This window comes from Mucilaginibacter gracilis (assembly GCF_003633615.1).
Lineage (GTDB): Bacteria > Bacteroidota > Bacteroidia > Sphingobacteriales > Sphingobacteriaceae > Mucilaginibacter > Mucilaginibacter gracilis.
Map to the genome: position 1 here is coordinate 1,359,951 of NZ_RBKU01000001.1, position 25,418 is coordinate 1,385,368.

The following is a 25,418-nucleotide window of genomic DNA, read 5'->3' on the forward strand; positions in this document are numbered from 1 at the left end:
TGGGCGTTTCCCTGCGGGCCGCGCTTTCCGCTCATACGCCTACAGGCCTTAGTCACGGGACGGTATCCGCTGCAATCGCTAACGCTTTATTTCTCATCCGTCAGCCTTCTACAACCTCGCGCTTTCCGGCGGGCCTAAATAGCTTGGTTTTAATCCGCCGCAATCAAGCACCAATTTCTGCAATACCACGCCAAGACTGATCATCCAATATTTAATGGTATGTACGCCAGGTTTTGCAACGGTATGTGTCGACGTTAAAATGTTAACGTTATCGCTTACGTGTTTACCCCAGGCCTTTTGTGAATTATCGCCTTGCAGGTTCATCACCTGTGGCTCTTCACCGTCAATCGAAACGGCAAACTTTAAGCCGCCCAGGTTATTAAAATCGAGCGAGGGTGATACATAGGTCATCAGTTTAAATTCACCGCTCTTGCTCAGGTTAACCTGATATTCCAGATGGGGCGTCGCGCCACTTAATGTTTGTACAGCTATAACAACCGGGAATGTTGTTACAGCCGATAAAGTACGGCCGTGATCGGGCAAAATACCCCATTTGATACCCTCGGCATTTACCGCTTTGGTATAATGCACAGCCTCTATTGAAACATATCCGTTGGTCTCCGCAAAACCTTTAATGTTTGCAGGCTGGTTATTTATCCAAACCTTAACCGCAACCTCTTTGCCGCTTGGTCCTTTAATGGCGATGGGATATTCGTGATTACCCTTTGGCGCTTTCTGCCAATCGACGCTCACCATTAGGCGTTTTTGCTGGCCGACTTTATCGGCCACATTGGTGATATTGATAAACGGTTCGGCTTGAATAGTGTACGTAAATGCGGCTTTGCCTTTGTTAAATATCTCGATGTAACGGTTGCCTTTATCTATCGAATTAAATGCAGGCAAAGTATTACTACCAGCCTCATCCGATCCTTCAACCGCTACGCCCATATCAGCAGCTTCGGGCAGATCGATTTGTTTAACCTCGGGCATTTTGTTAACCAGCGGCTGCTGCCAGTAAGTATAACCAATATGTGTTTGATCCATCATATGATCCCATTTACCATTAGCCAGAGTATGATTATAGTAATCGGATATCTCGGCATCTTTGGCGTACAAAGCTTTTACTTCGTTAGCCGTTTCGTTGGTCGCTGCCCTGCCCTGTTGAGCATATAGCTTGTTTTTGGCAACCGTAAAATACAGCTGATTTAAGTTGGCGCATGCCTTTACTGGATGTAATACCAATTCAAAGTAAGCGTCTTTATATTCCGACGGTAGTTTTTTCCAAAGCTGCTCAGCTTCGGTTGCCAGGTTATTATAGTCGGCTGCTACGGTTTCAAACTCCCGGTAATTTGTTATGCTATAGGTATTCTCATTCAGCAGCTCGGGTTTGCGCCTACCGTTGTATTTGGTATATTTTGATAGGATATTGGCAATTTGTACTGCATGCGTTTTAGCAAATTGTTGCGCTGCCCATTCTTCGGTATATTTTTGTAAACCGTTTGCGGGGATCTTACTCGGGTTCCAGGCATAATCCAAAAAGAACGATATCGGGAATTCCATTGGTTTGATGTCACCCACGTTCACTATCCAAACCTGGTTGGCACCATACTCATAAGCCAGGTGCATTTGCTCCCATGTTTTTGATATTGGATTGGTGTTTAACCACTTGTAATTTCGCGGATCGCCCACGTAATCAAAGTGATAATAAATACCGTAACCGCCTGCCCGTTTAGGTTCTCCCAGTTTAGGCAGTTTGCGGTTATTACCCCAATTATCATCGCACAATAACAAAGTAACATCATCAGGTACGCGCAAGCCTTTATCGTAATAATCCTGCACTTCTTTATATAGCGCCCACATTTGCGGCGTTTTTGATGCGTCCTTGCCCGTAACGTCGGCTATAATTTGGCGTTGATCTTTTACTATTTTCTCCAGCAAAGCCACGTTGCTGCCTTCGGTCATGGCCATATCGCCATCGCCGCGCATGCCTACGGTAACCAGGGTTTCTTTGCTGCCCATGTTTTCGATGCCTTTTTTCCAGAAGGCTTTCAGTACATCGGCATTTTTTTCATAATCCCATATCCCGTTGCCATAACGTTTCCATTCCTGCTGTGCCCTGTCCATAGGCTCATGGTGCGATGTGCCCATCACAATACCATATTCATCGGCCAAAACCGGGTTCGATTTATCATCATCGTTAAAAGCATTGTTCCACATTGCCGGCCACAGGTAGTTGCCTTTCAGGCGAAGGATCAGCTCAAATACTTTTTCGTAAGCCAAATGGTTAACCCCGCCAAATTTCTCTTTCGTCCATCCCGAAAAGGCAGGCGCCTCATCGTTAATAAATATACCGCGGTATTTTACAGCCGGGGTGCCTTGTGTATGCCTGCCGGGCAGCACATATAGGTTAGCCTGTTTTTTAACCGGCACATCGGCCCACCAGTACCAGGGCGATACGCCGATTTGTGCCGAAAGATCGTAAATGCCATATATCGTTCCGCGTTTATCGCTCCCGGCAATTACCAGCGCAGTGCTCACACCGGGCATAGGTTTTTTTACGGTTTGCAGGATAAAGTTTTCCCATTTACCTGCGATTCCGGAAACATCCAGCTTATGCGATTTAATCAATCCGTCGATCAATGTGCTTTTACCAATAGTGCCTATCAACACAACTTGTTTTTCGGGCATTTCGTTATTGGTAAACAGTTGAGGTCTATTCCCTGTAACTGAAGTAATATCTGTTTGCAGGTCTTTCATCGCTCTTATCACTCCCGGATAATCGTCGTTGCCGCCATAGATGGCTGCAGGTTTACCCGCAACGGATAGGGCAAAACTACCTGGCGTACTTTGTGCAGATACGTATTTGGGTTCGTCGCCAGCATTGGCTGTAAACCGGCTGATGGTTGATACCACCACTATCAATAAAACACGAACGATATATGTCTTCATAGGTTAGCTTTATTCTATTTAAAATCTACAACGCTCCAGTAAGCTTTTTTAGGTTGCTGGTTTTGATCGAATAATAGTGGATAATTCTTTCTGCCTTTTACAGGATATTCGTCAAGCCAGGTATACTGATCGCATACGTTCCAAAAAGTAACGCCGGTGATCACCTTTTTGTACTCGCGGAATATTTTAAACACCTCGGTATATTTTTCCAGTTGCTTTTGCTCTAGCTCCGGCGTAAGCTTATCCGATTCGCCTGGCTTTAGCTGCCGCGGATTTTTCTCCCAGGGGTATATCGACACATCCAGTTCGGTAACCTGAACCTTTAATCCTAAGGACGAAAATTTTTCGATAGTGGCACGCAGATCCTGAGCCGATGGTTCGTAAACCGACCAATGAGCCTGTATGCCTACGCCATTAACGGGCACTCCCCTGTCAACAAGCATTTTGAGCAATTTATAAACCCGGTCGCGCTTTTGCGGGCGCTCGGTATTATAATCATTATAAAACAACTGCGCTTTGGGGTCGGCTTCGTGGGCATATTCAAAAGCTTTGATAATAAAATCGTCGCCGCATATCTGGTACCATAACGAGTTACGCAAAAATTTGGTGCTGTCGTCGTCAATGGCTTCGTTCACTACGTCCCAGGCATAGATCTTTCCTTTGTAGCGGTTCACAACGGTATTGATATGATCGTGTAAGCGCTTTAATAAAACAGCCTTAGTAACCCGGCCACCTACCGAATCTTTAAACAACCAGTAAGGTGTTTGCTCGTGCCAGCATAAATTATGGCCGCGAACCCGCAGGCTATGCGCCTGTGCAAAGTTGACGATCGAATCTGCATCGCGCCAGTTATACCTGTTCTCCTGAGGATGGATCGGCCCCATTTTCATGGCGTTCTCAGGCGTAAGGCTGTTAAATTGTGAGATGACAAGGTTGACATTAGCGCCATTTAGCGTATTTACTGCTACCGCTCCCCCGATAGGGAAATAGTTTTTATAATAATCTTTTAACCCCTTTACAGTGGGGGTGTTTTTTTGCGCTTTCGCAGATGTCACAATAAGTGCTGCAATTAAAAACAGCTTCAGGTTTTTGTTATACATATAAGAAGATTTTTAAATCAGACAGTTTATTCTTGATAAAGCGTGTACTTAATACCCATTTCTAAACCTCGCATTTCGGCAAGGCCTTTCAAACGGCCAATGGCCGAATACCCGGGATAAGTATCGTAATTAAAATCATCCAATATTTTGTGGCCATGGTCCGGGCGCATCGGTATCGCTACATCATCCCTGGCGACATCAAACCGTTTCTTTTGTTCTACAACAATGTTCTTCATTACGTTATATATATCTGTGCTTCACCTAAATGGTCAGCTTCGTAAAAACCGCCATCGGGCTCACGCTGTACATTGCGCAGGTGAATAAAGTGGATGTTCTCCCCTAGCCGGCTCACAATACCAGGCAAATCATTATCCGCACGGGCACCTAACGATCCGGTGCATAATGTTATCCCGTTTGATGGTGAAGGGCAATAATTAAGCAGATCGCTAAGGTCCTGCTCAGTCGATACTACACGGGGCAAACCCAAAATAGGGAAAGGCGGATCATCAGGATGAATACACATTTTAATACCTGCCTTCTCTGCTTCAGGTACAATAGCCTGTAAAAAATCAGCCAAGTTCTGTTTCAGCTTAGCGGCATTGGTTTCGGCGTAACGCGCCAAATGTTCCTTAAATTCGGCGATAGTAAATACTTCATCCATACATGGTAACCGGCCATAATAGTATTGGTGAGATAGTTTTTTCGTCAGCAGTAATGCTTTCCAAAAAAGCCCTGGCCTCATGCTTTTGCTGTGTTGTAAAATCGTTTTCGGCACCTTCACGCTTTAAAATATAAAGATCAAAAGCGGCAACCGCCGGGGCATGATAACGCAGCGCCGAAGCATTATTTGTCAACCTGTAATCAAGGTTGGTGCGTGACCAATCCAGCACGGGCATAAAATTATAGCAAACGGTTTTCAAACCGGCTTTACCCAAATTTTTTAAGCTGTTAATGTATTTTGCCAGATATTCATCGCGTTCAATACTCGCAGTTTTTTTGCTTTCGTGGATATTTAAGCTCTCCACTACCGACCAGCTTAAGCCCGCTTTGGCGATAGTTCGCTTGCGCAGATCGATCTCTTCTATGCCCCACACCTCACCTGCAGGTATATGATGCAGAGCCGTTACAATACCCGTCGCGCCCGTTTGCCGGATGTCCGCCGATAAGACTGGATCGTTAGGACCGAACCAGCGAAAGGTTTGTTCTAAATTGCTGAACATAGTTAGTTATTTAGATCTTAATTTTTTAATCGCTGTAAGGTAACAAGATAAACATCATTTTCCCGCATAGGCAACTCCGCCTTAAATGAACCGGTTATTGCTACATTAATTTTCGAGGTGATAATTGGCGCACCACTATTTTTTTGATTAATAGCCGCCACCTGCCCTTTGCTTAACTGGCTTGGCAACTGCATATCAAAATAGGTACTATAAGCATCGTTAATGCGATAACCCACCTTATATACATCTAACTGATATTGACCGCGGGCAAGGTGCGAAACATTTATTTTAACCGGTTCAATACCTTTTGATGGGTTATCTCGCTTATAGTAAATTTGGTCGTTAACTGAATCACCCGGATGGGTGATGGTAAAATCCCACATTAAAATCTGCACATCACCGTTCGCACTTTTACAGGCAATAGCGCTTGTATCTTTGCTTTTTAATTCAATGTTGCCTAGCTTGTTTAAAAACTGATAGGCATAAAATGCCGGTTTCTTAATATTCTGATAATTGAGTAAACCGAAACCGCCGTGAAAAGGTGTACTTCGCGGGCCAAGCTCTTCAAAAATATCCGTGAACGTCCAGTAAGACATGGAATTAACATACTTCGAAGCGTGCTTAATTTTGTCCAGAATATAAGCGGCCTGGTAATAAGTATCATGTATTGGGTCGGTTGGAGTGTACGACGAACTCCACTCCGTATAATGCAGCTCCAGATTTGGCATGACCGAAGCCTGGATTAGTTTCTTAGTATTGATCATGCTTCCATAAACAGCCGCTTTGTTTTGGCTCACGATTACACCAATATCTCCGCTTTGATCTAAAAAGCCTTGCTTAACACCATAATCATGTGTACTTATAAAATCTATTGGAGTTTTGCTATCCGCGCAAAAATTAATCATCTCTATTATCCAGGCATTACCTGCGGTAGCGGGGCCGCCAACACGGTAATCATTTGATATAGCTTTTATAGCTGTTGCTGTTCGCTGATAAAGCTTGAAATAATCCGGCTGATCGCCACTAAAGAATAAATTTTTTAAGTTAGGCTCATTCCACACCTCAAAATACCAGCTTGCTACTTCGGTATGTCCGTACCGCTCTGTCCAATGTTCAATCAATTTTTTTATCAGTCCATCCCATTTATAGTAATCTTTAGGTGGAGTTATATTCCCCTTCCACCAAAAAACGGTCTGTTTGCCACTTGCTAAACCGGCTGGCATAAAGCCTAGTTCAACAAATGGCTTCATCCTGATACTCAATAAATAATCAAATAGCTCATCGATATACTGCCAATTGTATATAGCACTGCCCTGTTTATCTTCGGTATAAACGCCCATATCATCGCCTAATAAACCATGAAAACGGATGTATTCAAAACCACATTCTTCTTTAATATACTTTAACTGCCTTTGCCAATCAGCACGCAAGCCTTCAGTAGCCCGTCCGGCTCCAACACATTGGCGATAGCTGTGATTTAACACACCTTTAGTTTTCGCGATGTCTACATATATTAACCGGGGCTAGGCCTTGACCGTTATAAGAATTGTAAACAACACCACACTTAATATATATCGCATCTGTAATCTAATCTTTCGCTGTTATAGGAATACAAATTGTTTTTTCGCAGGATAGTATCACGAATAATAAATTAAATTTTATTCATAATTTTAAGCTGTTAACCTAATTTAGATAATATACAAGGAAATTATGCTAAAAATCGTCATCCGTTCACGGGTGTGAAATTAAAAACAATAATTGGTAATTGCAATCGATTACAATAAATTTAAAGATTATTCATCAAGGCAAGCAAAACCTCGCACCAAACAGAAATGGCTCCAAATAATCAATTAATGGCAATTGTCAAATCGATCATTTCTATAATTATTAAATCAGTCAATCACAATTCAGAAATTTTACCTGATATTTGAAATCGATTAAGTACAGAAATTAGCAGGTGAAAAATAGCAAAAGTGTAGTTACTATTTATGACATAGCCAAAAAGTTAAATGTTTCGGCAGCTACTGTAAGCAGGAGCCTTAATGATTTTCCAGGTGTTAATAAAAGCACAAAAAAGAAAATTGTAGATACTGCGCGCGAAATGGGTTACAGCTCTAATGCTTTTGCTGCCAATCTGCGCACTAAGCGCAGCAACACAATCGGAGTTATTGTGCCTAGGCTGAACAGTAGCTTCATGTCGGATGTGATTGCCGGTATCGAGAAGGTGGCTAATAATAGCAACTTCAATCTCATCATCAGCCAATCTCTTGAAACTATGAAAAAGGAAAACAACAACATCCAAACCATGTTTAACAATAGAGTTGATGGCTTACTGGTTTCACTGGCTTACGACACCACCAATATCGATCATTTCGAAAATTTCATCAAACGCGATATTCCTGTTATATTTTTTGATCGCATTTACGAACATAAAAGCTGTCCCAACATCCATATCAACAATTTTCAAGCCGGTTACGATATAACCGAACACTTAATAAAACAGGGCTGTAAAAAAATAATACATATTACTGCAACAGGGGTCCAAAATGTCTACCAAGAACGCTTTAGAGGTTACAAGTCTGCCTTGAGCAATTACGGAATTGGCTTTTCCGATGATATGCTCATCATCAACAATCTGAGCGCGGACTCTGGTACCGAAGCGGCTAAACAAATATTGCAATTACCAATATTGCCCGATGGCATTTTTTCGGCGAATGATGTATGCGCCATCAACTGCATTATGGCCCTCAAAAATGCAGGGCTTAAAGTACCGCAGGACATTGCCGTTGCAGGTTTTAATAACGATCCATCCTGTCGTATTATTGACCCTAATTTAACTACGATTGATTACCGGGGTTACGAAATGGGCGAAGTTGCGGCTAATTTGCTCATCAACCATTTAACTAACAATTACGATATACAATTGACGCATAGCCTGGTACTAAGGCACGAACTGATCATCAGGGAATCTTCCCTTAAAACAGGCAGGTTTTAATAACGATTATAATAACAATATTGAACCATGACATCTAAAATTGCAATAGTAACGGGCGGTGCATCTGGCTTGGGCTTGGCCATTACAAAAAGGTTTATCGCGAGCGGTATAAAAACTATTATGATAGGCAGAACCGAAGAAAATCTAAAAATCATGGCCGCTGAATTAGGTTCGCTATGTACCTATAAGGTTATGAATATGGATAATCAGGCAGGCATTCCCGCGTTGATCGCCGAAATTGAAAACGAGTATTCGCAGATTGATATCCTGGTCAATAATGCCGGCATTAACCTTAAAAAGGATTTCACAGAGGTTTCAGACGACGAGTTTCAACGCGTTGTTCAAACTAATCTGAACTCGGTTTTTACCATTAGCCGTGAAGTTACCAAATGCATGCTGGCTAAAGGCGGGGGCTGTATTATCAATATAAGTTCAATGGCTGCACATTATGGCATCCCGTATGTGATTGCCTATACTGCCGCCAAGACCGGAATTGAAGGCATGACGAAAGCCATGGCTGTTGAATTATCTCCAAAAGGTATCCGGGTAAACTGCGTGGCTCCTGGCTTTATCAAAACCAATATGTCGTCTAAAGCATTGGATAGCGATCCCGAGCGCAAACAAAAAGTGATGTCGCGCACGCCGATGGGTAAATTAGGTGAACCTTTCGATATTGCCGAAGCGGTATACTTTCTATCATCTGATGGAGCCAAGTACATTACCGGCGTAATACTGCCCGTTGACGGCGGTAATTCAATAGGGTTTTAAAATCTGAATTAATAGCTCCGGTTAAACCGGATCGGTCTGTGAGTTGAGACTGAAAATCGAGGTAAAAATTTCATGCTAAGAAGCTATATATGCCTTATTTTCTTATTAAACTCGTCAAAAAAACAAATTGTACGGAGTTTATACAAAAATATTGATGGTAGATTCGCCTGCTTTTCAAGATCATTTGTCCTTTATTTACTTGACTTATTTGGAAAATGGAAAGAACGAAATCCATGTCGTGATCTTAAATCGCACCTTTTGAATTTACAAAGTCAGACAACTCGCCTATTTAAATTTTTCAATTTAGAACCGCAACGAATTTAAACAAAAACTAAGCTTGATAAGTTTACCTGCTATTTAACAAATGACAAATTTTCCTGCTCACCCTAAAAAATTTGAAGCTGAAGCTTAATGGTGGTGCTTTTTAGAAGAGATGATGGTTGCTTTACCTTACGGATTAAAGCACCGCCTAAATTATCACATTAGGTTTCAAAGGAATTGGTGCAAGTAACTGGCAATGGTTAGAGCTAAGTCGGTTCTAAAATTCTCAAGGTCCGTACCCTCGCTTAAATTCTCAATAGTAAAACGGGATTGACTACAGAATATTGTCAGATCGATTAAAATATTTAGCCGCACTACGGGGTCCTGCTCGGTTAACTTTTGGTGGAAACGCGGAAATTGATGCTCAATAACTGACTTAACCTGTATAAAGGGAGAAAAAGCTTTGCGATCAAACAGAATAGCGTTGATCCGCTCTTCATTTCCAAGGTAACAAGAACCGCTGTCATTCATCAAATCGACAATTTCAGATAACACTGCTGAGTTGGTAGTTATAAAATCGTCCCAGCTGTCTCTTTCCCAGACGCGGGTCAAATGAGGAAAATATTCCAGGAGGTGACTTTGAAGCCGCTGTAATAATTCGTTATCCATAGTTGAGCTTTCAAGACGTTAGGGATTCAGGGTCGATCTGGAATGCTGCTAGGGCCTCTTCCTTTGCCTTTTTTTCATTATTCAGCTCAACCAGCTTAAGCTGAAAAGCCTGTTGGATGACCTCAACCTGGGGAAGCAATTTAGCCCTGAAATTCCGGAGCATTTCCATCCGGATGAAAAGAGCAGGCTGCCTGGTCTTGATCTCCTTTTTGAGCATGGCCAGCCAGTATTCTGTTTCAACGATCTCCTCCATTTCACGGGTTACTTTCAGCATATGGCTGTTCAATTTCTCTTTCATCGCCAGCAGGTCATTCTCTTCACTTGAATCATCAAATACCGTAACCTTCGGTAACTTGTGGCAGTATCCCGGATCTTTATCAACTATGAATTTGGTCGCGAAGATCTTTTCATCGGGCTTTTCATCTTTGGTAGCGAGTGTTGCGCTTTTATTCCCGGTTTCGGTAACCTTCCCGACAAATTCGCCCTGGTTCAGGTTCATTATCCTATTGGTCGGCATCAAGTCTTCCATTTGCGCAGATATGGATTGCGAGGTATCATTACGGCTATAGGTCGATGAAACTTTTTTCATGTGCCGTCTACCAAAAATGGCAGAAGCGTACTTGGCTGTGTTTTCATCTGCAACCTCCCCTACAAAGACTGTCCCTAAGCCCGCTTTTAAGACGCGTGCTTCATCTTTGCCATAATCCCTATCTAACTTGGCCATAATCCTGCATGGCCAGCACCGTGGCGATCTTATTGCTTCTGCCCGTATTCGGCAGGTTATCCAGTTTGGGAATAAAGATCGTCGGCACCTCATCTACGCAGAAGAGGCAGGGCAATTTACCCTTCTGATTGATCTTACCGGAAATCATAGAGGCATATAAGGAAAGCGCCGGTGCGAAAACCTGTTTGTACTGATCATCATTCCCCACGACCACCACCTTCGGATCCGCCGGGTTGTTGATATCCAGATCAAAGTCGCTTTCCGTCATGACCCAGAACATCTCTTTGATATTCAATTTACCGACTGAATTTTGCAGTGTGGCCATCACCCCTGCTAACTGCTCCATTGCCCCCTTTTGCAAAGCTTCATTGATAGGGGCGGCGGCGGCTTTAACTTCATAGTCGTCCATGAGGATGGGTACGATCCGTTCCGTTAACTGGGTCGCGAAAACCACCGCATGAGGCAGGCTGCATACATTTTTACCGGTAAGGTCCTGGTACTTTTTCAGCCACCAGATCATCGCGGCGAAGGTGATAATGGCGCTGTCTTCAAAAAAACCTCTTTTCTGTATCCAGCTGCGGTTAAGGTTGAATAGTACGGTCGTAGATACTTCATCGCTCAAAGCTTTATTGTTCAGATTTTGGGCACGAATCGGGTTACACCGGTGTGAGTAGCGGACGTCAAGGAAATTGATATAAAACATTTTGGGCACGGTTTTGATCCCCTGTTCCCTGGCTTTGCGTAATAACACATTGTAGGTGAAGTCCCCCAGGGTAGAAAATTTGAAATCATAAACGAAAGCTGTAAAATTTTTGAGCAAAAGCTGCTCGATGATGGGCTCGATCAGGGTATAGCTTTTCCCGGCGCCCGGACCTCCCACAATACTGATCCCCCTGAAGGGGTTCAAAACGTTGACATAACCATGAACGGTCTTCCAGTTGACCGACGTGGCGGTTTCTACCAGCTTTTTATTTTGGTTGAACTCGTATCCTTCGATCTCTCCAAGCTGCCGTTTGATATCAAGTAAGGCGAACGGGAATATAAAAACAGCAGCCAGGTAAGCTACATCGATCAGGATCAGGTGCAAAGGACGGGAGGCTATTTCGTAAACATTTCTGACCAGTAAGATATAAGCCATGGAAATGCAGGCCATGATATACGGTGCATAGCTTTTTTTATCGGGGATACCGGTAACGGTAACCACGTAGGCCATCGCACCACATACCGCTAAAAAAAGGCCCCTGAAATAAAGGCCCCCTTTCATCCAGAACTTTGGTTTGGAAAAGATAAAAATCAGCATCCGGGAGATGGTTCCATCCCCCGGGCTGTAATGGTTAAGAAGATGGTAATTAAACAATATGGCTTCCCCGGCGATCAAAACCAGTGAAATAGCAAGTACCATCAGGATCAGAAAATCAGGTTTCTTATTATCGTTCATACGATAGCCTATCTCCTACCTGCCCCTGCGTGTACGTGGAGCATCCTCTTCCGTAACCGCATCATTTTTCGTTTCTTTTTTGGCCTTTTCTGTTTTTTCGGAATGACTATCCGTAGAGATCTCGGTAAAGCTTTCGCCGTCGGATTTTTTTGTTGTAGCAGATACTACATTTTCCTTTTGCTCCGCCGGTTCCTGGGTCACCTCCTCCTTTTGTTTCCGTTCAGCCACTTTGATCTGTACGAAACTGCTATCCATGTCTTTGACCATCGCAGAAGGATCGAGCCTGACCTCGCCTTTATACTTTTTGTCGCTGTTGGTCGCTGTCAGGATCAGATCAAGAGTGGCGCCGTTCATCAGCGCGGTTTGCTGTTTTTCAGAAAGCTCATTACCACGGATCTTCCCCAGCTTGATCTTGTTCGCATCCACGAACACCAGGGTATTGGTCTGGTTATCCGGGAAGATGTAAACCTTGTCAATCGACTTACCACCTTCGGTCTCCAGCTTGTCTTTATAGACCCAGCGGTATTCGCTGGAGATCTTGTCATTGAGCAAGCGGTCCTTTTCCTTATCGGTCAGCTGATCCAGTATGGCCGGTGCGACAAAAAGCTCCTCCCTTTTTTCCGTGATCTTGACATGCAGGTTATCTTCTTTGCGATATAAACTCGCCCTGCCGGTCACTTCCCGAAACCCGCTTTCAGCATGCTGGTCGTTAAATTTAAACGTAAAAACATCTGTGCTTTAATAAGAAGTCTTCGATATTATCGGGTGATATGACCAAAGTCTTAGACCCCGGATAATTATCTGTAAATGTTTGCGGAAAGCGAACGGTTCCTTTAGACGACCATTTAAATTCATAAGCGGCCAACTGTTCCCCATCTTCCTCGATCAGATCGATCTCCTGCTGCTGGTTGGTTCTCCAGAAAAAAGAAACGACATCGATATCGTGGTATTTCAGGTATTTCATTCGTTCCGAGATCACATAGTTCTCCCATAACGCACCCGTATCCGTCCTTGAACCTAATGGTTTAAAATTATTGATAATGGCGTTCCGGATCCCGCAATCATAGAAATAGATCTTCTTTCCCTTTTTGATCTCGTTCCTGACATTGCGGCTGAATGCAGGTAACCTGAAAACCACAAAGGTCTTTTCCAACAGGTCGATGTATTTATCGATGGTTTTACTATCGCTCCCGATCGTCTGGCCCAATTCATGAAAACTCACCTCACTTCCTACCTGCAAGGCGAGCGCCTTCAAAAGTTTCTCCAGCAACAAGGGTTTTTTAACCTGCTCCAGCATCAATAAGTCCTTATACAAATAACTCCCTGCCAATAACTTCAACAGCTCTTTCTCTTCCCCGACCTTGGTCACGATCTCCGGATAATACCCGAAGATCATGCGCTGCTCGATCATGCGTTTCTCCTGGACAAGCCCGTTCGCCCCGACCAGTTCTTCAAAACTCAATGGGTAAAGCATATATTCATACTTCCTCCCCGTTAAAGGCTCATTGACCTGGCTTGACAACTCAAACGCGGATGAACCCGTAGCAATGACCTGAACATCTTTGATCTGATCGGTAAATAATTTCAGGGTAAGCCCAATGTTAGGGATACGCTGCGCCTCATCGATGAATACTATTTTTTTCTGACCAACCACGGCCCTGAGTTTTGTCGCTGTGGTATTCGTCAAAATATCCCTGACATCGGCATCATCGCCATTTAAATATAAATGATCCTTGTCTCTTAGGATCTCCTCAACCAAAGTTGACTTACCCGATTGCCGAGGTCCGAATAACAAAATGGCCTTCCCCTTAAAAAGCCTTTCTTCTATCGTACTTTGTAAACTGCGTATAATCATTTTGGATTTCAATCCTTAAATTACATAGTGAATTTGGATTTCAATCCAAAATTAACATATTGGTTTCGGATTAACAAGTACCACGAAGATATTTTGATGAAATGACCCGAATCCCGATAGGAGTCTTTAAATTAGCACCAGCAAAGGCCAGAGGCCTTTATAACGCTCTCCTGTGTTTTGGGACAGGAGGGCGTTTCTATTTTTTTATTCCGTTAGCAGCAAATAAATATACGCCGCCAACAGGATCAGTTTCCCAGCTATCTTTCTCGTTAGCATGAGATGAACGTCTGCTTCCGTTTCAATAATGAGGACTTTTACGATTGAAGGCGCCCCGCTTCTCCGTCCAATAAAAAGCCCCGTGTATGCTATTAAGCTAATATGTCAATGAATTAAAACAATACGACCTGAATAGAAGGCGTTTATCCCGCTTCAAGATAGTCTAAACCCGCTTTAAAGGCAGGAATGCCGATTTTGCGATCGCGGCTCTATTGTTGTATGACTTATAGTGCAATTGCCTTATTTACACATATTTCCCGATCCGTATCATGAATTTATCAGAATCCAAAAGGCTAAAATAGTCAAACTCTTTAGCGCACTCAATTTTAGTCAAAGTCAAAAGATCAATGATGTTTTAAAACTGGCTGCAGAAACAGCAAACGTACCGATGGTAACGATCTCCCTTATGGGTAAGGACACCCAGTTCATTAAATCAAACATCGGCCTGGATGTTGACGAAGGTAGCCGCGAAACGTCCTTCTGCAAATATCTACTGGACAGTAAAGAGGTACTCGTCGTTCCAGATACATTAGTTGATGATCGCTTTATGAACAACCCTGCCGTGGTAAGTTATCCGGATATTCGATTTTATGCGGGCGCCCCCTTGATCAGCAATGCCGGTTACCATATAGGCTCTCTTTGTGTGTACGACCAGATCCCTCACATATTTACCAAAAGCCGGCAACAGATATTAGGTATCCTTGCGACCCAGGTCATGCATATCATGGAACTGGAGCTTGCAGTTATCCTGGCGGACAAACGCATCAATCATTTGGCCAACTGGGGAACAAAGAAAGCTTCGTTAGAACGGAAACTCAGAGCTTTTTTTGAACGCTCACCGCTCTGCCATACGCTGATCAGCCCTAACTTCAGGATACTCGATTTTAATATCGCAGCAGCAACCTTTATCAAAGATACACACGATCTGCGCTTGCAGGTCGGCAAAAATATCAGGAATTACCTGAGCAAGACATTCAGGGTTCTGTTTAGTTTATATTTTAAAAAGGCTGTTGGCGGGGAGCACATCAAGCAGGAAGTATTGATCAAAAATGATGCAGGTGTTTCCAAGTGGTGGGAAGTTTCCCTGGACCCGGTAACAAATGAGGCTGGTCAAGTTACCAGCATCGCTTACAATGCCACCAATATTAATGATCGAAAGATGCAGTTGCCTGAGATCTCAGCTCAGAACAAAGCGCTATCGAACATCGCCTATATTCAGTCACACCAATACCGAAGACCCGTCGCCTCGATCCTTGGCCTGTTCGAATTGATCAGGGCCGATAATTATCAGCCCGACCGTGAATGTTTAATATTAATGGAAAAAGCCGTCAATGAGCTGGACCTGGTGATCAAGCAAGTGGTTGATGTCGCTGGGCCACACACCTCAAAAGTTTCGGCCTGATCTCGCGGCTACGCAGCTATGTTTTTGTATGCAAACTGAACGCAGTCTCGTGCTTGATCTCTGATATGACAAAAAAGCTTTCTACGTGCCCGATATCTTTTACCTTGGCCAGCTTGTCGATCAGAACATCATTGTATTCTTTCATATCCCGGATCACGATGCGGAGCAAAAAATCGAAGGAACCCGTCATATGGTAACATTCCATGACCTCGGTTATTTTAATGATCTCTTCTTTAAACGCAAGCAAGCCCTCTTGTGAGTGTTCTTTGACCTGTACCTGTGTGAAAGCTGTCAGGCTCTTGCCTATTTTATCCTGGTTGAGTATGGCAGCATAGCGTTTAATGTAACCCTCTTCCTGCAAGCGGCGAACACGGATATGAATAGGGGTAACAGATTTGTGCAGGCGATGTGCCAGCTCCTTGTGTGTAAGCCGCGCATCTTCCTGCAGCAGCTGTAAGATACCCATATCGGTTTGGTCAAACTGGTGACTCATATCGTTCAATAATTTAATATAATGACGGGCCTTAGTGTATAAAATACAATATAAGGACGAATAATTGGTAGTGCTAAAGTATTGATATTAGAGATAAATGACAAGCTAAATTCTATTTCCTGACGGGTTGCTTAGTGTATTGTAACCCGATTTTTGTTCATTGCAGAGTGCTATTTTACCAAGAAAGGGTCGTTTTTAACCTTCAATTAGTTTTAACAACTATTTAAGGTATGGCTCATGGTCATGTTTTCTAAAATCAATAGCATGTATAGTAACAAAGACCAAAACACCCAACCTTTACTTCGCGGATCAGCAATGCCAATGCCCTCAACAACCAATAACATAAATACAGACTTATGAAACCCTTTAATAGTCCTGAAACCTTAATACCACTCGGTGTGGTGATCGCCTTTTTATTGGTCCTGGTGGTAAAACGCTACCATAAGGCTGAAAAAGAGTATGACGATGATTTTCAGGGTTGGATATAAATGATCTCATTATAAAAAGTATGGAGCAATTAATCTTTAGTACTAAAGTGCACACGCAATTACCTGTTCAGGAATTGGTTAAGCAGACACTGATGCGAGGTGAAGGTGTTTTGAACGACACCGGTGCGCTGCTGGTGAAAACCGGTGCCTTTACCGGGCGCAGCCCCCAAGATAAATTTATCGTGCGCGATAGCTTAGCCGAAACGGCTGTCAACTGGAATAAGTTCAACACGCCCATTGATGAAAAATATTTCTTCGGACTGAAAGAGCAAATGTTGGCATACCTTAATAAGCTACCCGAACTTTGGTTGAGGGACGCCTATGCCTGCGCCGATCCTGCCCACCGCTTAAACATACGGGTGATCAATGAGCATCCATGGTGCAATCATTTTGTGGCCAATATGTTCTTAGAGCCGACCGCAAGAGAGCTCGAAGGTTTTGAACCTGAATGGCTCGTGATCCAGGCCCCGGGTTTTAAAGCCGATCCTGAAAAAGATGGCACACGCCAGGCAAATTTTACAGTGATTTCGTTCGCTTACAAAACCATATTGATCGGAGGCACCGGGTACACCGGAGAGATCAAAAAAGGGATCTTCACGGTCCTGAATTTTATCCTGCCCTTTCAAAAAAGAGTACTATCCATGCATTGCAGCGCCAATGAGGGCCCCAAAGGCGACACAGCGATATTTTTTGGTTTGAGCGGTACAGGCAAAACCACCTTGAGTTCTGACGCCGGCCGTAAACTAATCGGCGATGACGAGCATGGCTGGAACGAACAGGGCGTATTTAATTTTGAGGGTGGCTGTTACGCTAAGATCATAGACCTGTCAGCTGAGTTTGAACCCGAGATCTTCCAGGCTATCCGGCCCGGTGCATTGGTAGAAAACGCCTCTTTCGTTAAAGATTCCAATAAAATAGATTTTGCCGATCGCTCCTTAACAGAAAATACCAGGGTCAGTTACCCGATCAGCCATATTCGAAATGCGAAGTCCCAGTCGGTGACCGGAGTACCACAAAATATATTCTTTTTAACCTGCGATGCTTACGGCGTGATTCCGCCTATCAGCAAACTGACCAAAGAGCAGGCCATGTTCCATTTCTTAAGTGGCTACACCGCAAAGATCGCCGGGACCGAAGAAGGAGTAACCGAACCGCAAGTAACCTTCAGCACCTGTTTTGGTGCACCTTTTTTACCATTGCATCCAAGTCACTACGCAGCGTTGCTTGGTGAATACCTGGACCTTTACCTGGTAAAGGTCTGGCTGGTTAATACCGGATGGACGGGAGGGAGTTACGGCACCGGTTGCCGCATCGCGATCAAATACACCAGGGCTATGATCAATGCCGCTCTAAACAATGAGCTTGACCGCGTAGATTATAACAAAGACCCGGTTTTCGGCTTAAGCGTTCCCCAACAATGTGAGGGCGTACCCGCCGAATTACTTAATCCACGAAATACCTGGACCGATCCGATCGCCTACGACGAAACCGCAAAAAAACTAGCCCAAAAATTCCAGGATAATTATCAGCAATACAAGCAGGTCGCCATGTCGTAGCGGATTTCCTGCTTTCAACAAACGGCTGTTATTATACCTCTGAAGAAGTTAAGGCATCAATAAAGTGCAATGTAAAAGCTAAATTTTCTTAAGTGTGAAAAGTATATTCGATAGTATTTTTCTGTATATTTACCTTAAACCAATCCCATCATGAAAACCTTTAAAGCATCCCAGGAATTGATCGACATTTTATTAACTTATGGATTTGTCGAAGATACCCACATCAATTACCCTGAGCACGCCGCGAGGTTAAAAGCTGACCCATATGACCCATCGCATATGAAACGCCACTTTGTTTTCAAGGGCACGAGGGAAAAACTGCATTTCGATTACGTTAATATGTATTTACCTACTGGTGGAAATACTATGTCTTTTACAACAGATGAACTGAAATCCCTTATCGCATTCTGCCGCCTCTCAGCCACAGATAGAACCGCTTTAACTGATGAACGATACCAAGCTTTAAGTATACCTGAAATCATTTCCGATGTAAAGCGCCATCCCTATATCTATTCCAAATCAGTTTACAAAAGGGCGAAATTGCAATTTGAGAAGATACCGGACATAAATTAGTATCTTGTGGAATTCAGCACTTAATATTCTTCGACCATACTTCTAATTTTTTGATTGTAAGCAATCTCCTTAGCGCGATTTTGTTCACCCGAAATATCTTGAAGGATGGCCATATAGCCCTCTACTATCTTCAATTCGGCTTCAGTGAAAAAGCCAGGATTTGATCTCGCCCAATTTCTTAAAAGATCAATTCCCTGTATCGTTTTGACTTCTCGTTCCCGCAAGGTATAAACTGACAGTTTTGCAAAATTTAACTGCGTATCTGAATCCCATTCATCTATCCAACGCTTTCCAAGCATTTTCAAAAGCATCGTGTCAAACGTTAGTTTCCTTTCGACTTTAGCAGATATTGAATGAGGTATTAGGAAGACGTTTCGGACGTTTGCAATAGCTTCTATATTCAATGCAAATTCCTCACCATATCCTTCAATTTCTTTTTGCGTGGATTTAGAAATAAGCAACTCTAAATACACTTTCGCCCGCGAACTACTGGTCCCCATGAAGTCGAGAAGCAATTTCGAAAATATATTGGCTCGGGTTTGTGAAGTCCCAATTTTTAAAATATTTTTAAACAACTGTTCGGGCTTGTTCCACATCCCATCCCGAGTACTACGCAGGAGTAATACATCATCAAAAAAAACAGTTAGTGCAATAGAGAAGCCACTATGATCAGGCCTTTTTAAAAGTTCGCCTAAAACCCCATCCCATAAAGAAGTGTTTTTAGCCGGCAAATCATCAAAGGGCGGCAATAAATACAATGTGGCTAAAGAAGCGATAAATATTTCTTCAGGAACTTCAATCAAAATTTGAGTTGCTGATCTGTTACTTAGTGAGAAACCCAAAATGTGCTGTTCAAGTTCTTCAGGAATATCTTTGGTTGTAAGTACAACGCTTTTGATCAAACTAGAAACATTTGACAACTCATGGATTAGGACATTATGTTCTGAAGTTTCGAGCTTTTTCCAGTTTGAAATAACATAGCGCCAAAAAGTTGCCTGAAAAACTTTGTTCTCAACGGATAGAAACTTGTGAATAAGAGCTATTCGGTCTGTACTCGTAATTGCATCGATTTTGTAGGAAAAAAACCACACTGGAATTTCGGCAAGGGACGTGTGATATCCCTTATCGGATATATGGGCTACCACCCAATCAATAAACGCATGAAGGATGCGAATTAGCGTATTGTTCTCTACTTGCGATTCTTGAAAAGTCATTATAAACCGGTTCGTGTTTATTCTAACCAATGTTGGCAAATGCTTGAAAAACACGGGCATAAGAACAGCCCAAAGTTCCCACATATCTGGTGCCACACGATCTTCTATCTCGTACATCCAGTCAAACGTATAAATGGTATGTCCGGTGGAGATTATGATGAATGAGACCACACCATTTCGGCGCAAGCTGACCCACTGTTTCGGGGCAAACTGACCATGGTATTTCGGGGCAAACTGACCCACCAAAACGCGTAGCAAATGCTGTAGAAGTAACCATCTTTTGAGGGCAAAAGACCTGTCTAAGATGGCCAATTTGACAATCAGCATGAGTAAGATTAGAAAGATTTTAAGGATGAACAGTCAGGGTCGCAGCACGCGATTTATAGCTGCCCAGATTGATTCATCCCGGAATACCGTAAGAAAGTACCTGGCCGCCCTTAAGAAAAGCGGCTTTACCTTTGAAGAAGTTAATAGCCTGAATGATAAGGAGCTGGAAGATCTTTTCGGTAAGACCAGGGAAAACAACCAGCCAAGCAGCCGTATGCAATCCATGCTGCGCTGCTTCCCACATGTCGATAAAGAGCTCAAAAAGACCGGTATGAACCGGCAGCTCCTGTGGGAAGCCTATATCAAAGAGTTTCCCGACGGCTATAAGTACACCCAGTTTTGCACGTATTACAACCAATGGAAGACCAGGGTCAACCCGACCATGCACATGGATCACAAGGCCGGAGACAAGCTATACGTTGATTTTGCGGGTGAAAAGATGAGCTATACGGACAAGGAAACCGGTGAAGTTATTGAAGTAGAAGTCTTTGTAGCAATCCTTGGGGCCAGCCAGCTCACCTATGTAGAGGCTGTTATGAGCCAGCAAAAGGAAGACTTTATTGCAGCCTGCGAGAATACCCTGCACTTCATCGGGGGCGTTCCTGCCGCCATTGTGCCGGATAACCTGAAGGCGGCTGTAACCAAAAGCAGCCGCTATGAACCAACCCTTAACGAAACATTTGAAGACTTCGCCGATCATTATGGCACTACCATATTACCAGCGCGGGCGTACCGCCCGCGTGACAAAGCATTGGTAGAAGGCGCCGTTAAGATCATTTATACCAAGGTATACGCCCCTTTAAACAAGCATATCTACCATTCTTTAACAGAACTCAATACGGCGATCTGGCAAGCCCTGGAAGTCCATAACAGCCAGTTGCTCAAGGGGCGCAATTACAGCAGGATACTACAGTTTGAAGAGATAGAGCGTGGGACACTGGCACCGCTGCCTGTGTTGCGTTACCAGTTCAAAAAGCACTTCTATGCCAGGGTGATCAAGAATGGCCATGTCAATCTCGGCCCTGATAAGCACTATTACAGTGTGCCTTACCGCTTCATCGGCAAGCGGGTTAAGCTATTATACTCCCGCACTATTGTAGAGATCTACTCCAATTATGAGCGTATCGCTTTGCACCCGCGCGAAAAGAACCCCTACGGGTATACTACCGACAAAGAACATATGGCCAGCGCTCACCGCTTCAAAAGTGACTGGACGCCAGATATGTTCCTCAATTGGGCGGCCTCCATCCATGAAGATGTCAGGCTATATATCCTTCAAATACTGGAGCGTAAACAACACCCCGAACAGGCTTACAAATCCTGCCTGGGGGTACTTGGCTTTGCAAAAAAGGCAGGGAACGACCGGTTAATAATGGCCTGTCAGCGAGGGCTCAGTTATGGCCTTTATAGCTATAAAACGATACAAACCATATTGGAAAACAAGATGGACAACTATGAGGAAAGCATATTTGCCGATGAGCTACCCATGCCTAACCATGATAATATCCGGGGAAAAGACTATTACAAATAACCATTTAAAACAACAATAACATGAACACAAGCACCTTAGACAAACTGCGGAAGATGAAGTTCTTCGGCATGTTTCATGCCTTTAAAAGCAGCATGGAAACCGGTAAAACAAACGATTACACGGCAGATGAACTGCTGGCCCACCTGGTAGATGCAGAATGGGACGACCGGCAGAACAGGCGTATTGAACGCACAATCCTATATGCCCGGTTCCGCTATAAAGCTTCAATTGAAGATGTTCATTATCATGCCGACCGAAGTATTGACCGCAACCAGATCATGCGCCTGGCGGATTGTACGTTTGTTGACCGCTTCGAGAACCTGCTGATCACCGGGAGTACCGGTATCGGTAAAAGCTATATTGCTTCTGCTGTGGGCTACCAGGCCTGTGTATTGGGCTACAGGGTATTGTACACCAGTACGCCCAAACTATTTGCCAAGCTCAAGATGGCCAAGGCGGATGGCTCCTACATGAAAGAGCTGGCTAAGATCGAACGCCAGCAACTGCTCATACTCGACGACTTTGGTATCCAGCCTTTTGATGCACAAAGCAGGGCGGCACTAATGGAGATCATTGAGGACAGGCATGGTAAGACCTCGCTGATCATTACTTCGCAGCTACCAGTCAGTAAATGGTTTGAAGTGATCGGTGAAAAAACGGTTGCTGATGCTATCCTGGACCGGATCGTTCATGATGCACACCGTATCGAGCTAAAGGGAGAATCTATGAGAAGAAAACGTAGTGTTGAACCGGAAAACAGCCATTAATGAAATTACCTTTTAAATAACTATTTTTGTACATGCTTTTATAGCATTTGCTGCAACCCAAAAGTCAGCTAACCCCTGGGTCAATTTGGCCCGAAACAGGGTGGTCACTATCTCCATAATATACAACACCTAAAATAAAGATTTTTACGGCCATTTTTGATAGAAAAACGACTATATTTTAACCATTTGTCACAATTTATCGTGATAAAACCAACGATTTTGTTTTTGAAATTGCAAATAATAATATGTTTTTATCTTCATTGCCTTCCATTTTCTTAAGTTTATGCTTTACTAATCCTCGATAGTATAATATGACCATTTCCTTTATCTCTCTTGTTGAAAGTATTAATAAAGCGTATCGGCTAATAAAGCCACGTCGTGAAGATTTAGATTTTTTCAAGGTTAACTTCAGCAAATTACTTGAACGCATTGATGAGAAAGAAAGCGAGGAAAATGTTAAAGGGCATTTAGCAGACTTCTTAAAATCAACTTATTACGATCCTAATCATTTAATTGCTACCAAGGGGCGTGCGGATTTGGTTATCCATCTGGAAAAAGATGCCAAATCGCATGTAGGTGTATTGCTTGAAGTTAAAAAGCCTTCAAATAAACACGATATGGTTACTAAGGATAATCTCAATGCAAAAGCCATGCATGAGCTTATCCTCTATTTTCTTCGCGAGCGCGTCAACCATAAAAATATTTCCCTTACCCACTTAGTAATAACTAATATCTATGAGTGGTTTGTTTTTGACGCCTCATTGTTTGAACGTGTATTTGCCAAAAATACACAACTACAAAAAGCTTATAGAGAATGGGAAGCAGGACAAAAGGTTAGTGTAAAAACAGAGTTGTTTTACAATGAAATCGCCAGGCCTTTTCTCCATGACTTGCAGGAAGAAATGACATTTACCCACGTTGATATCAGAGAGTACCTGAAATATTTGCAAGGGAATAAAGAAAAGGACGACAACAAACTTATACCCTTATATAAGTTTTTCTCCCCTGTTAATTTATTGAAATTACCTTTTATAAATGATAGCAACTCATTAGATACCGGTTTTTTTAAAGAGCTATTGCATATTATTGGATTAGAAGAAGTAAAAGATGGCAGCCGAAAAATAATACAGCGGTTACCGGTTACTAAAAGACAACCAGCCTCCTTAATTGAAAACACCATCAACATGCTGGAAGTTGATGAAGTTTTACGAAAGGTCCCGGCTAAGTTTTTAAACCCTAACTCCGCATAATTACCCCGTCTATTTTGAAAAATATAGTGGAACAACGCTTGATTGTTCCTTTTTTTGTTTATTTTGGGCTACCTAATTAGGTTGTCTATGTCGTTACCTTCCTGGATTCAAAAATTTAAAGAGCCAAAAACAGAGATCAGGCTTATCAAGGGTACATTTTACAAGTACGCTGTTGAGTATCGTTATAATTCTGAAAAAAAGCGGACGGATAAAATAACCCTGGAACTTCTTGGTAAAATCACCGAGAAGGAGGGCTTTGTCCCGTCGGATAAAAAACTAATAAAAGATAAAGGCAACAGCCTGCCGGTAGTAGATATCAAAACATACGGATTGTATAATCTCTTTACGTCTTTGCTTGCTGAGGATCTTCCCAGTTTACTTACACTCTTCCCAGAGCCTGTTAGTCAAACATTATTGACAGTAGCAATGATGCGTTTTGCTTATCAGCACCCAATAAAGCGTATGCCGTTTCAACATGCACATGACTACTGTTCTCTGAACTGGGTCACAAAAGGTCTTGATGACAAAGCAATTACAGCTGCATTGAAATATGTAGGAGAAAACAGAGAACTATTGCTGGGCTGGATGAAAGGCAGATTAGGGGTAAGGGAAGCTATGCAGGATAAATTTGTAATGATTGATTCTACGCACATACCATCCCTTTCAGAACATCTTTCAGTCAACGCAATGGGTTATAATCCACAGCATAGCTATGATCCACAAATACGCCTGATGTACATTTTTTCTGCACAAATGCAACAACCGGTGTATTATAGACTTATCAATGGGAATATTACTGACGTTACATCGATGAAGATATGTGTAGACGAACTAAATATCAAAGATGTGGTTTTCATTGCCGACAAGGGATTTTACAGCAAGAAAAACGTCGCTGACCTCAAAACTGCCTCCATTCATTTCATTATCCCACTATACAGAAATAATAATCTCATAGATTATGAACCGCTACAGCAAGCCAATTTTAAAAAAGGTATAAAGAATTATTTCACCTATCAGAAGAGGGTGGTCTGGTATTATGAATATGAAAAAGAAGGACTGATGCTAACTACTTACCTTGACGAGCGCCTTAGAGTAGAAGAAGAAGCTGATTTCCTTACCCGTACTCAAACACATCCTGATAAGTATAAAGAAGTTGATTTCTTTGAACGGGTTGACCGTTTTGGAACACTTACACTCACGAATCACCTGCCTGAAGCGGTGTCCGCACAAATGTTATATGAAACCTACAAACAGCGCAATGAAATAGAAGTCATGTTTGACGCCTACAAGCACTTCCTGCTTGCAGACAAAACCTACATGCAGAACCGATATGTGCTGGAAGGATGGTTAATGGCAAATTTTATAGCCATGATCGCATACTACAGGTTGTATACACGACTAAAAACAGCAAACAAACTTTCAAAATATGCACCAAAGGACATAGTAGAAATATCAAAAAGCATCTACCAAACTAAAATCCGAAACACCTGGGTAAGATCCGAAATAACAAAAAAGACAAAAGACCTCTTTAAATCTATTGACATAGACTACCTAAATTAGCG

23 protein-coding genes are annotated in these 25,418 nt (G+C 42.8%); 10 read left to right on the forward strand and 13 right to left on the reverse strand.

Going from position 1 to position 25,418, the window contains the following annotated elements; all coding sequences use genetic code 11:
- Positions 1-108: 108 nt before the first annotated feature.
- From BDD43_RS05725 to BDD43_RS05740, 6 genes are read right to left on the reverse strand one after another with little or no spacing between them, the layout of a single operon-like run.
- Positions 109-2,949 (reverse strand): glycosyl hydrolase 115 family protein, encoded by a 2,841-nt coding sequence (locus BDD43_RS05725; RefSeq protein ID WP_008507922.1) that lies wholly within the window; start codon positions 2,947-2,949, stop codon positions 109-111.
- A 14-nt stretch (positions 2,950-2,963) separates the two neighbouring features.
- Positions 2,964-4,049: an endo-1,4-beta-xylanase gene (locus tag BDD43_RS05730; RefSeq protein WP_008507923.1), complete on the reverse strand. Its 1,086-nt coding sequence runs from the start codon at positions 4,047-4,049 to the stop codon at positions 2,964-2,966.
- Positions 4,050-4,075: 26 nt separating this feature from the next.
- Positions 4,076-4,285, reverse strand: coding sequence for a mannonate dehydratase (locus BDD43_RS30965; protein ID WP_316928934.1), 210 nt, complete (start codon positions 4,283-4,285; stop codon positions 4,076-4,078).
- Positions 4,285-4,710, reverse strand: coding sequence for a mannonate dehydratase (locus BDD43_RS30970; protein ID WP_316928935.1), 426 nt, complete (start codon positions 4,708-4,710; stop codon positions 4,285-4,287). Before BDD43_RS30970 ends, BDD43_RS30965 begins: the two co-directional genes overlap by 1 nt.
- Complete coding sequence (uxuA, locus tag BDD43_RS30975) at positions 4,703-5,269, reverse strand: mannonate dehydratase (RefSeq protein WP_316928936.1); 567 nt, start codon at positions 5,267-5,269, stop codon at positions 4,703-4,705. Before uxuA ends, BDD43_RS30970 begins: the two co-directional genes overlap by 8 nt.
- Before the next feature lie 17 nt (positions 5,270-5,286).
- The gene (locus BDD43_RS05740) at positions 5,287-6,783 is read right to left on the reverse strand and encodes a GH39 family glycosyl hydrolase (RefSeq protein ID WP_121196780.1); all 1,497 of its coding nucleotides are present in this window, start codon (positions 6,781-6,783) and stop codon (positions 5,287-5,289) included.
- Between the two features lie 443 nt (positions 6,784-7,226).
- Between BDD43_RS05740 and BDD43_RS05745 the strand changes: the two genes are divergently transcribed.
- Positions 7,227-8,264 (forward strand): LacI family DNA-binding transcriptional regulator, encoded by a 1,038-nt coding sequence (locus tag BDD43_RS05745; protein WP_008507925.1) that lies wholly within the window; start codon positions 7,227-7,229, stop codon positions 8,262-8,264.
- A 27-nt stretch (positions 8,265-8,291) separates the two neighbouring features.
- On the forward strand, positions 8,292-9,032 hold the full coding sequence (locus tag BDD43_RS05750; RefSeq protein ID WP_008507927.1) for an SDR family NAD(P)-dependent oxidoreductase: 741 nt from the start codon (positions 8,292-8,294) through the stop codon (positions 9,030-9,032).
- Positions 9,033-9,521: 489 nt separating this feature from the next.
- Here the strand turns inward: BDD43_RS05750 and BDD43_RS05755 are convergent, their stop codons facing one another.
- Genes BDD43_RS05755 through BDD43_RS05775 form a run of 5 tightly spaced genes read right to left on the reverse strand, consistent with a single transcriptional unit; the run spans position 9,522 to position 13,979 of the window.
- Complete coding sequence (locus tag BDD43_RS05755) at positions 9,522-9,962, reverse strand: hypothetical protein (protein ID WP_121196781.1); 441 nt, start codon at positions 9,960-9,962, stop codon at positions 9,522-9,524.
- Positions 9,963-9,972: 10 nt separating this feature from the next.
- A complete protein-coding gene (locus BDD43_RS05760) occupies positions 9,973-10,779 on the reverse strand; it encodes a TraM recognition domain-containing protein (RefSeq protein ID WP_121196782.1) in 807 nt (268 codons plus the stop codon).
- Entirely contained in the window at positions 10,670-12,124 is a 1,455-nt protein-coding gene (locus BDD43_RS05765) for a type IV secretory system conjugative DNA transfer family protein (protein WP_121196783.1), read from the reverse strand. The genes BDD43_RS05760 and BDD43_RS05765 overlap by 110 nt, the downstream gene beginning before the upstream one ends.
- Positions 12,125-12,139: 15 nt before the next feature.
- Positions 12,140-12,802 (reverse strand): hypothetical protein, encoded by a 663-nt coding sequence (locus tag BDD43_RS05770; protein WP_008507932.1) that lies wholly within the window; start codon positions 12,800-12,802, stop codon positions 12,140-12,142.
- A gap of 37 nt (positions 12,803-12,839) precedes the next feature.
- Positions 12,840-13,979, reverse strand: coding sequence for an ATP-binding protein (locus tag BDD43_RS05775; RefSeq protein WP_008507934.1), 1,140 nt, complete (start codon positions 13,977-13,979; stop codon positions 12,840-12,842).
- Positions 13,980-14,484: 505 nt separating this feature from the next.
- Here BDD43_RS05775 and BDD43_RS05780 point away from each other — a divergent pair.
- Positions 14,485-15,657 carry a GAF domain-containing protein gene (locus BDD43_RS05780; RefSeq protein ID WP_050982124.1) on the forward strand — a complete coding sequence of 391 codons (1,173 nt, stop codon included), beginning with the start codon at positions 14,485-14,487 and terminating at the stop codon, positions 15,655-15,657.
- Positions 15,658-15,673: 16 nt separating this feature from the next.
- Here BDD43_RS05780 and BDD43_RS05785 read toward each other — a convergent pair whose 3' ends face one another.
- On the reverse strand, positions 15,674-16,150 hold the full coding sequence (locus BDD43_RS05785) for an Lrp/AsnC family transcriptional regulator (protein ID WP_008507936.1): 477 nt from the start codon (positions 16,148-16,150) through the stop codon (positions 15,674-15,676).
- 356 nt (positions 16,151-16,506) lie between these two features.
- Here BDD43_RS05785 and BDD43_RS30760 point away from each other — a divergent pair, with 356 nt between their 5' ends.
- From BDD43_RS30760 to BDD43_RS05795, 3 genes are all read left to right on the forward strand, one after another.
- Positions 16,507-16,638 (forward strand): hypothetical protein, encoded by a 132-nt coding sequence (locus BDD43_RS30760; protein ID WP_008507937.1) that lies wholly within the window; start codon positions 16,507-16,509, stop codon positions 16,636-16,638.
- Between the two features lie 20 nt (positions 16,639-16,658).
- A complete protein-coding gene (gene pckA / locus BDD43_RS05790) occupies positions 16,659-18,194 on the forward strand; it encodes a phosphoenolpyruvate carboxykinase (ATP) (RefSeq protein ID WP_008507938.1) in 1,536 nt (511 codons plus the stop codon).
- A gap of 150 nt (positions 18,195-18,344) precedes the next feature.
- Positions 18,345-18,767: a hypothetical protein gene (locus BDD43_RS05795; protein WP_008507940.1), complete on the forward strand. Its 423-nt coding sequence runs from the start codon at positions 18,345-18,347 to the stop codon at positions 18,765-18,767.
- Positions 18,768-18,787: 20 nt separating this feature from the next.
- Here BDD43_RS05795 and BDD43_RS05800 read toward each other — a convergent pair whose 3' ends face one another.
- Positions 18,788-20,308, reverse strand: a complete 1,521-nt coding sequence (locus BDD43_RS05800; protein ID WP_147425578.1) for a hypothetical protein — start codon at positions 20,306-20,308, stop codon at positions 18,788-18,790.
- On the opposite strand from BDD43_RS05800, the gene istA reads away from it, so the two are divergent.
- The 4 genes from istA to BDD43_RS05820 all read left to right on the forward strand — a co-directional run bounded on the left by istA (position 20,307) and on the right by BDD43_RS05820 (position 25,416).
- Positions 20,307-21,839, forward strand: a complete 1,533-nt coding sequence (gene istA, locus BDD43_RS05805) for an IS21 family transposase (RefSeq protein ID WP_233276878.1) — start codon at positions 20,307-20,309, stop codon at positions 21,837-21,839. The two genes, BDD43_RS05800 and istA, sit on opposite strands and share 2 nt — an antisense overlap.
- Positions 21,840-21,859: 20 nt before the next feature.
- Positions 21,860-22,606 carry an IS21-like element helper ATPase IstB gene (gene istB / locus BDD43_RS05810; RefSeq protein ID WP_008507945.1) on the forward strand — a complete coding sequence of 249 codons (747 nt, stop codon included), beginning with the start codon at positions 21,860-21,862 and terminating at the stop codon, positions 22,604-22,606.
- A 311-nt stretch (positions 22,607-22,917) separates the two neighbouring features.
- Complete coding sequence (locus tag BDD43_RS05815; protein ID WP_121196785.1) at positions 22,918-23,856, forward strand: DUF7149 domain-containing protein; 939 nt, start codon at positions 22,918-22,920, stop codon at positions 23,854-23,856.
- A gap of 87 nt (positions 23,857-23,943) precedes the next feature.
- Positions 23,944-25,416, forward strand: coding sequence for a transposase (locus BDD43_RS05820; protein WP_121195838.1), 1,473 nt, complete (start codon positions 23,944-23,946; stop codon positions 25,414-25,416).
- Positions 25,417-25,418 lie beyond the last annotated feature (2 nt).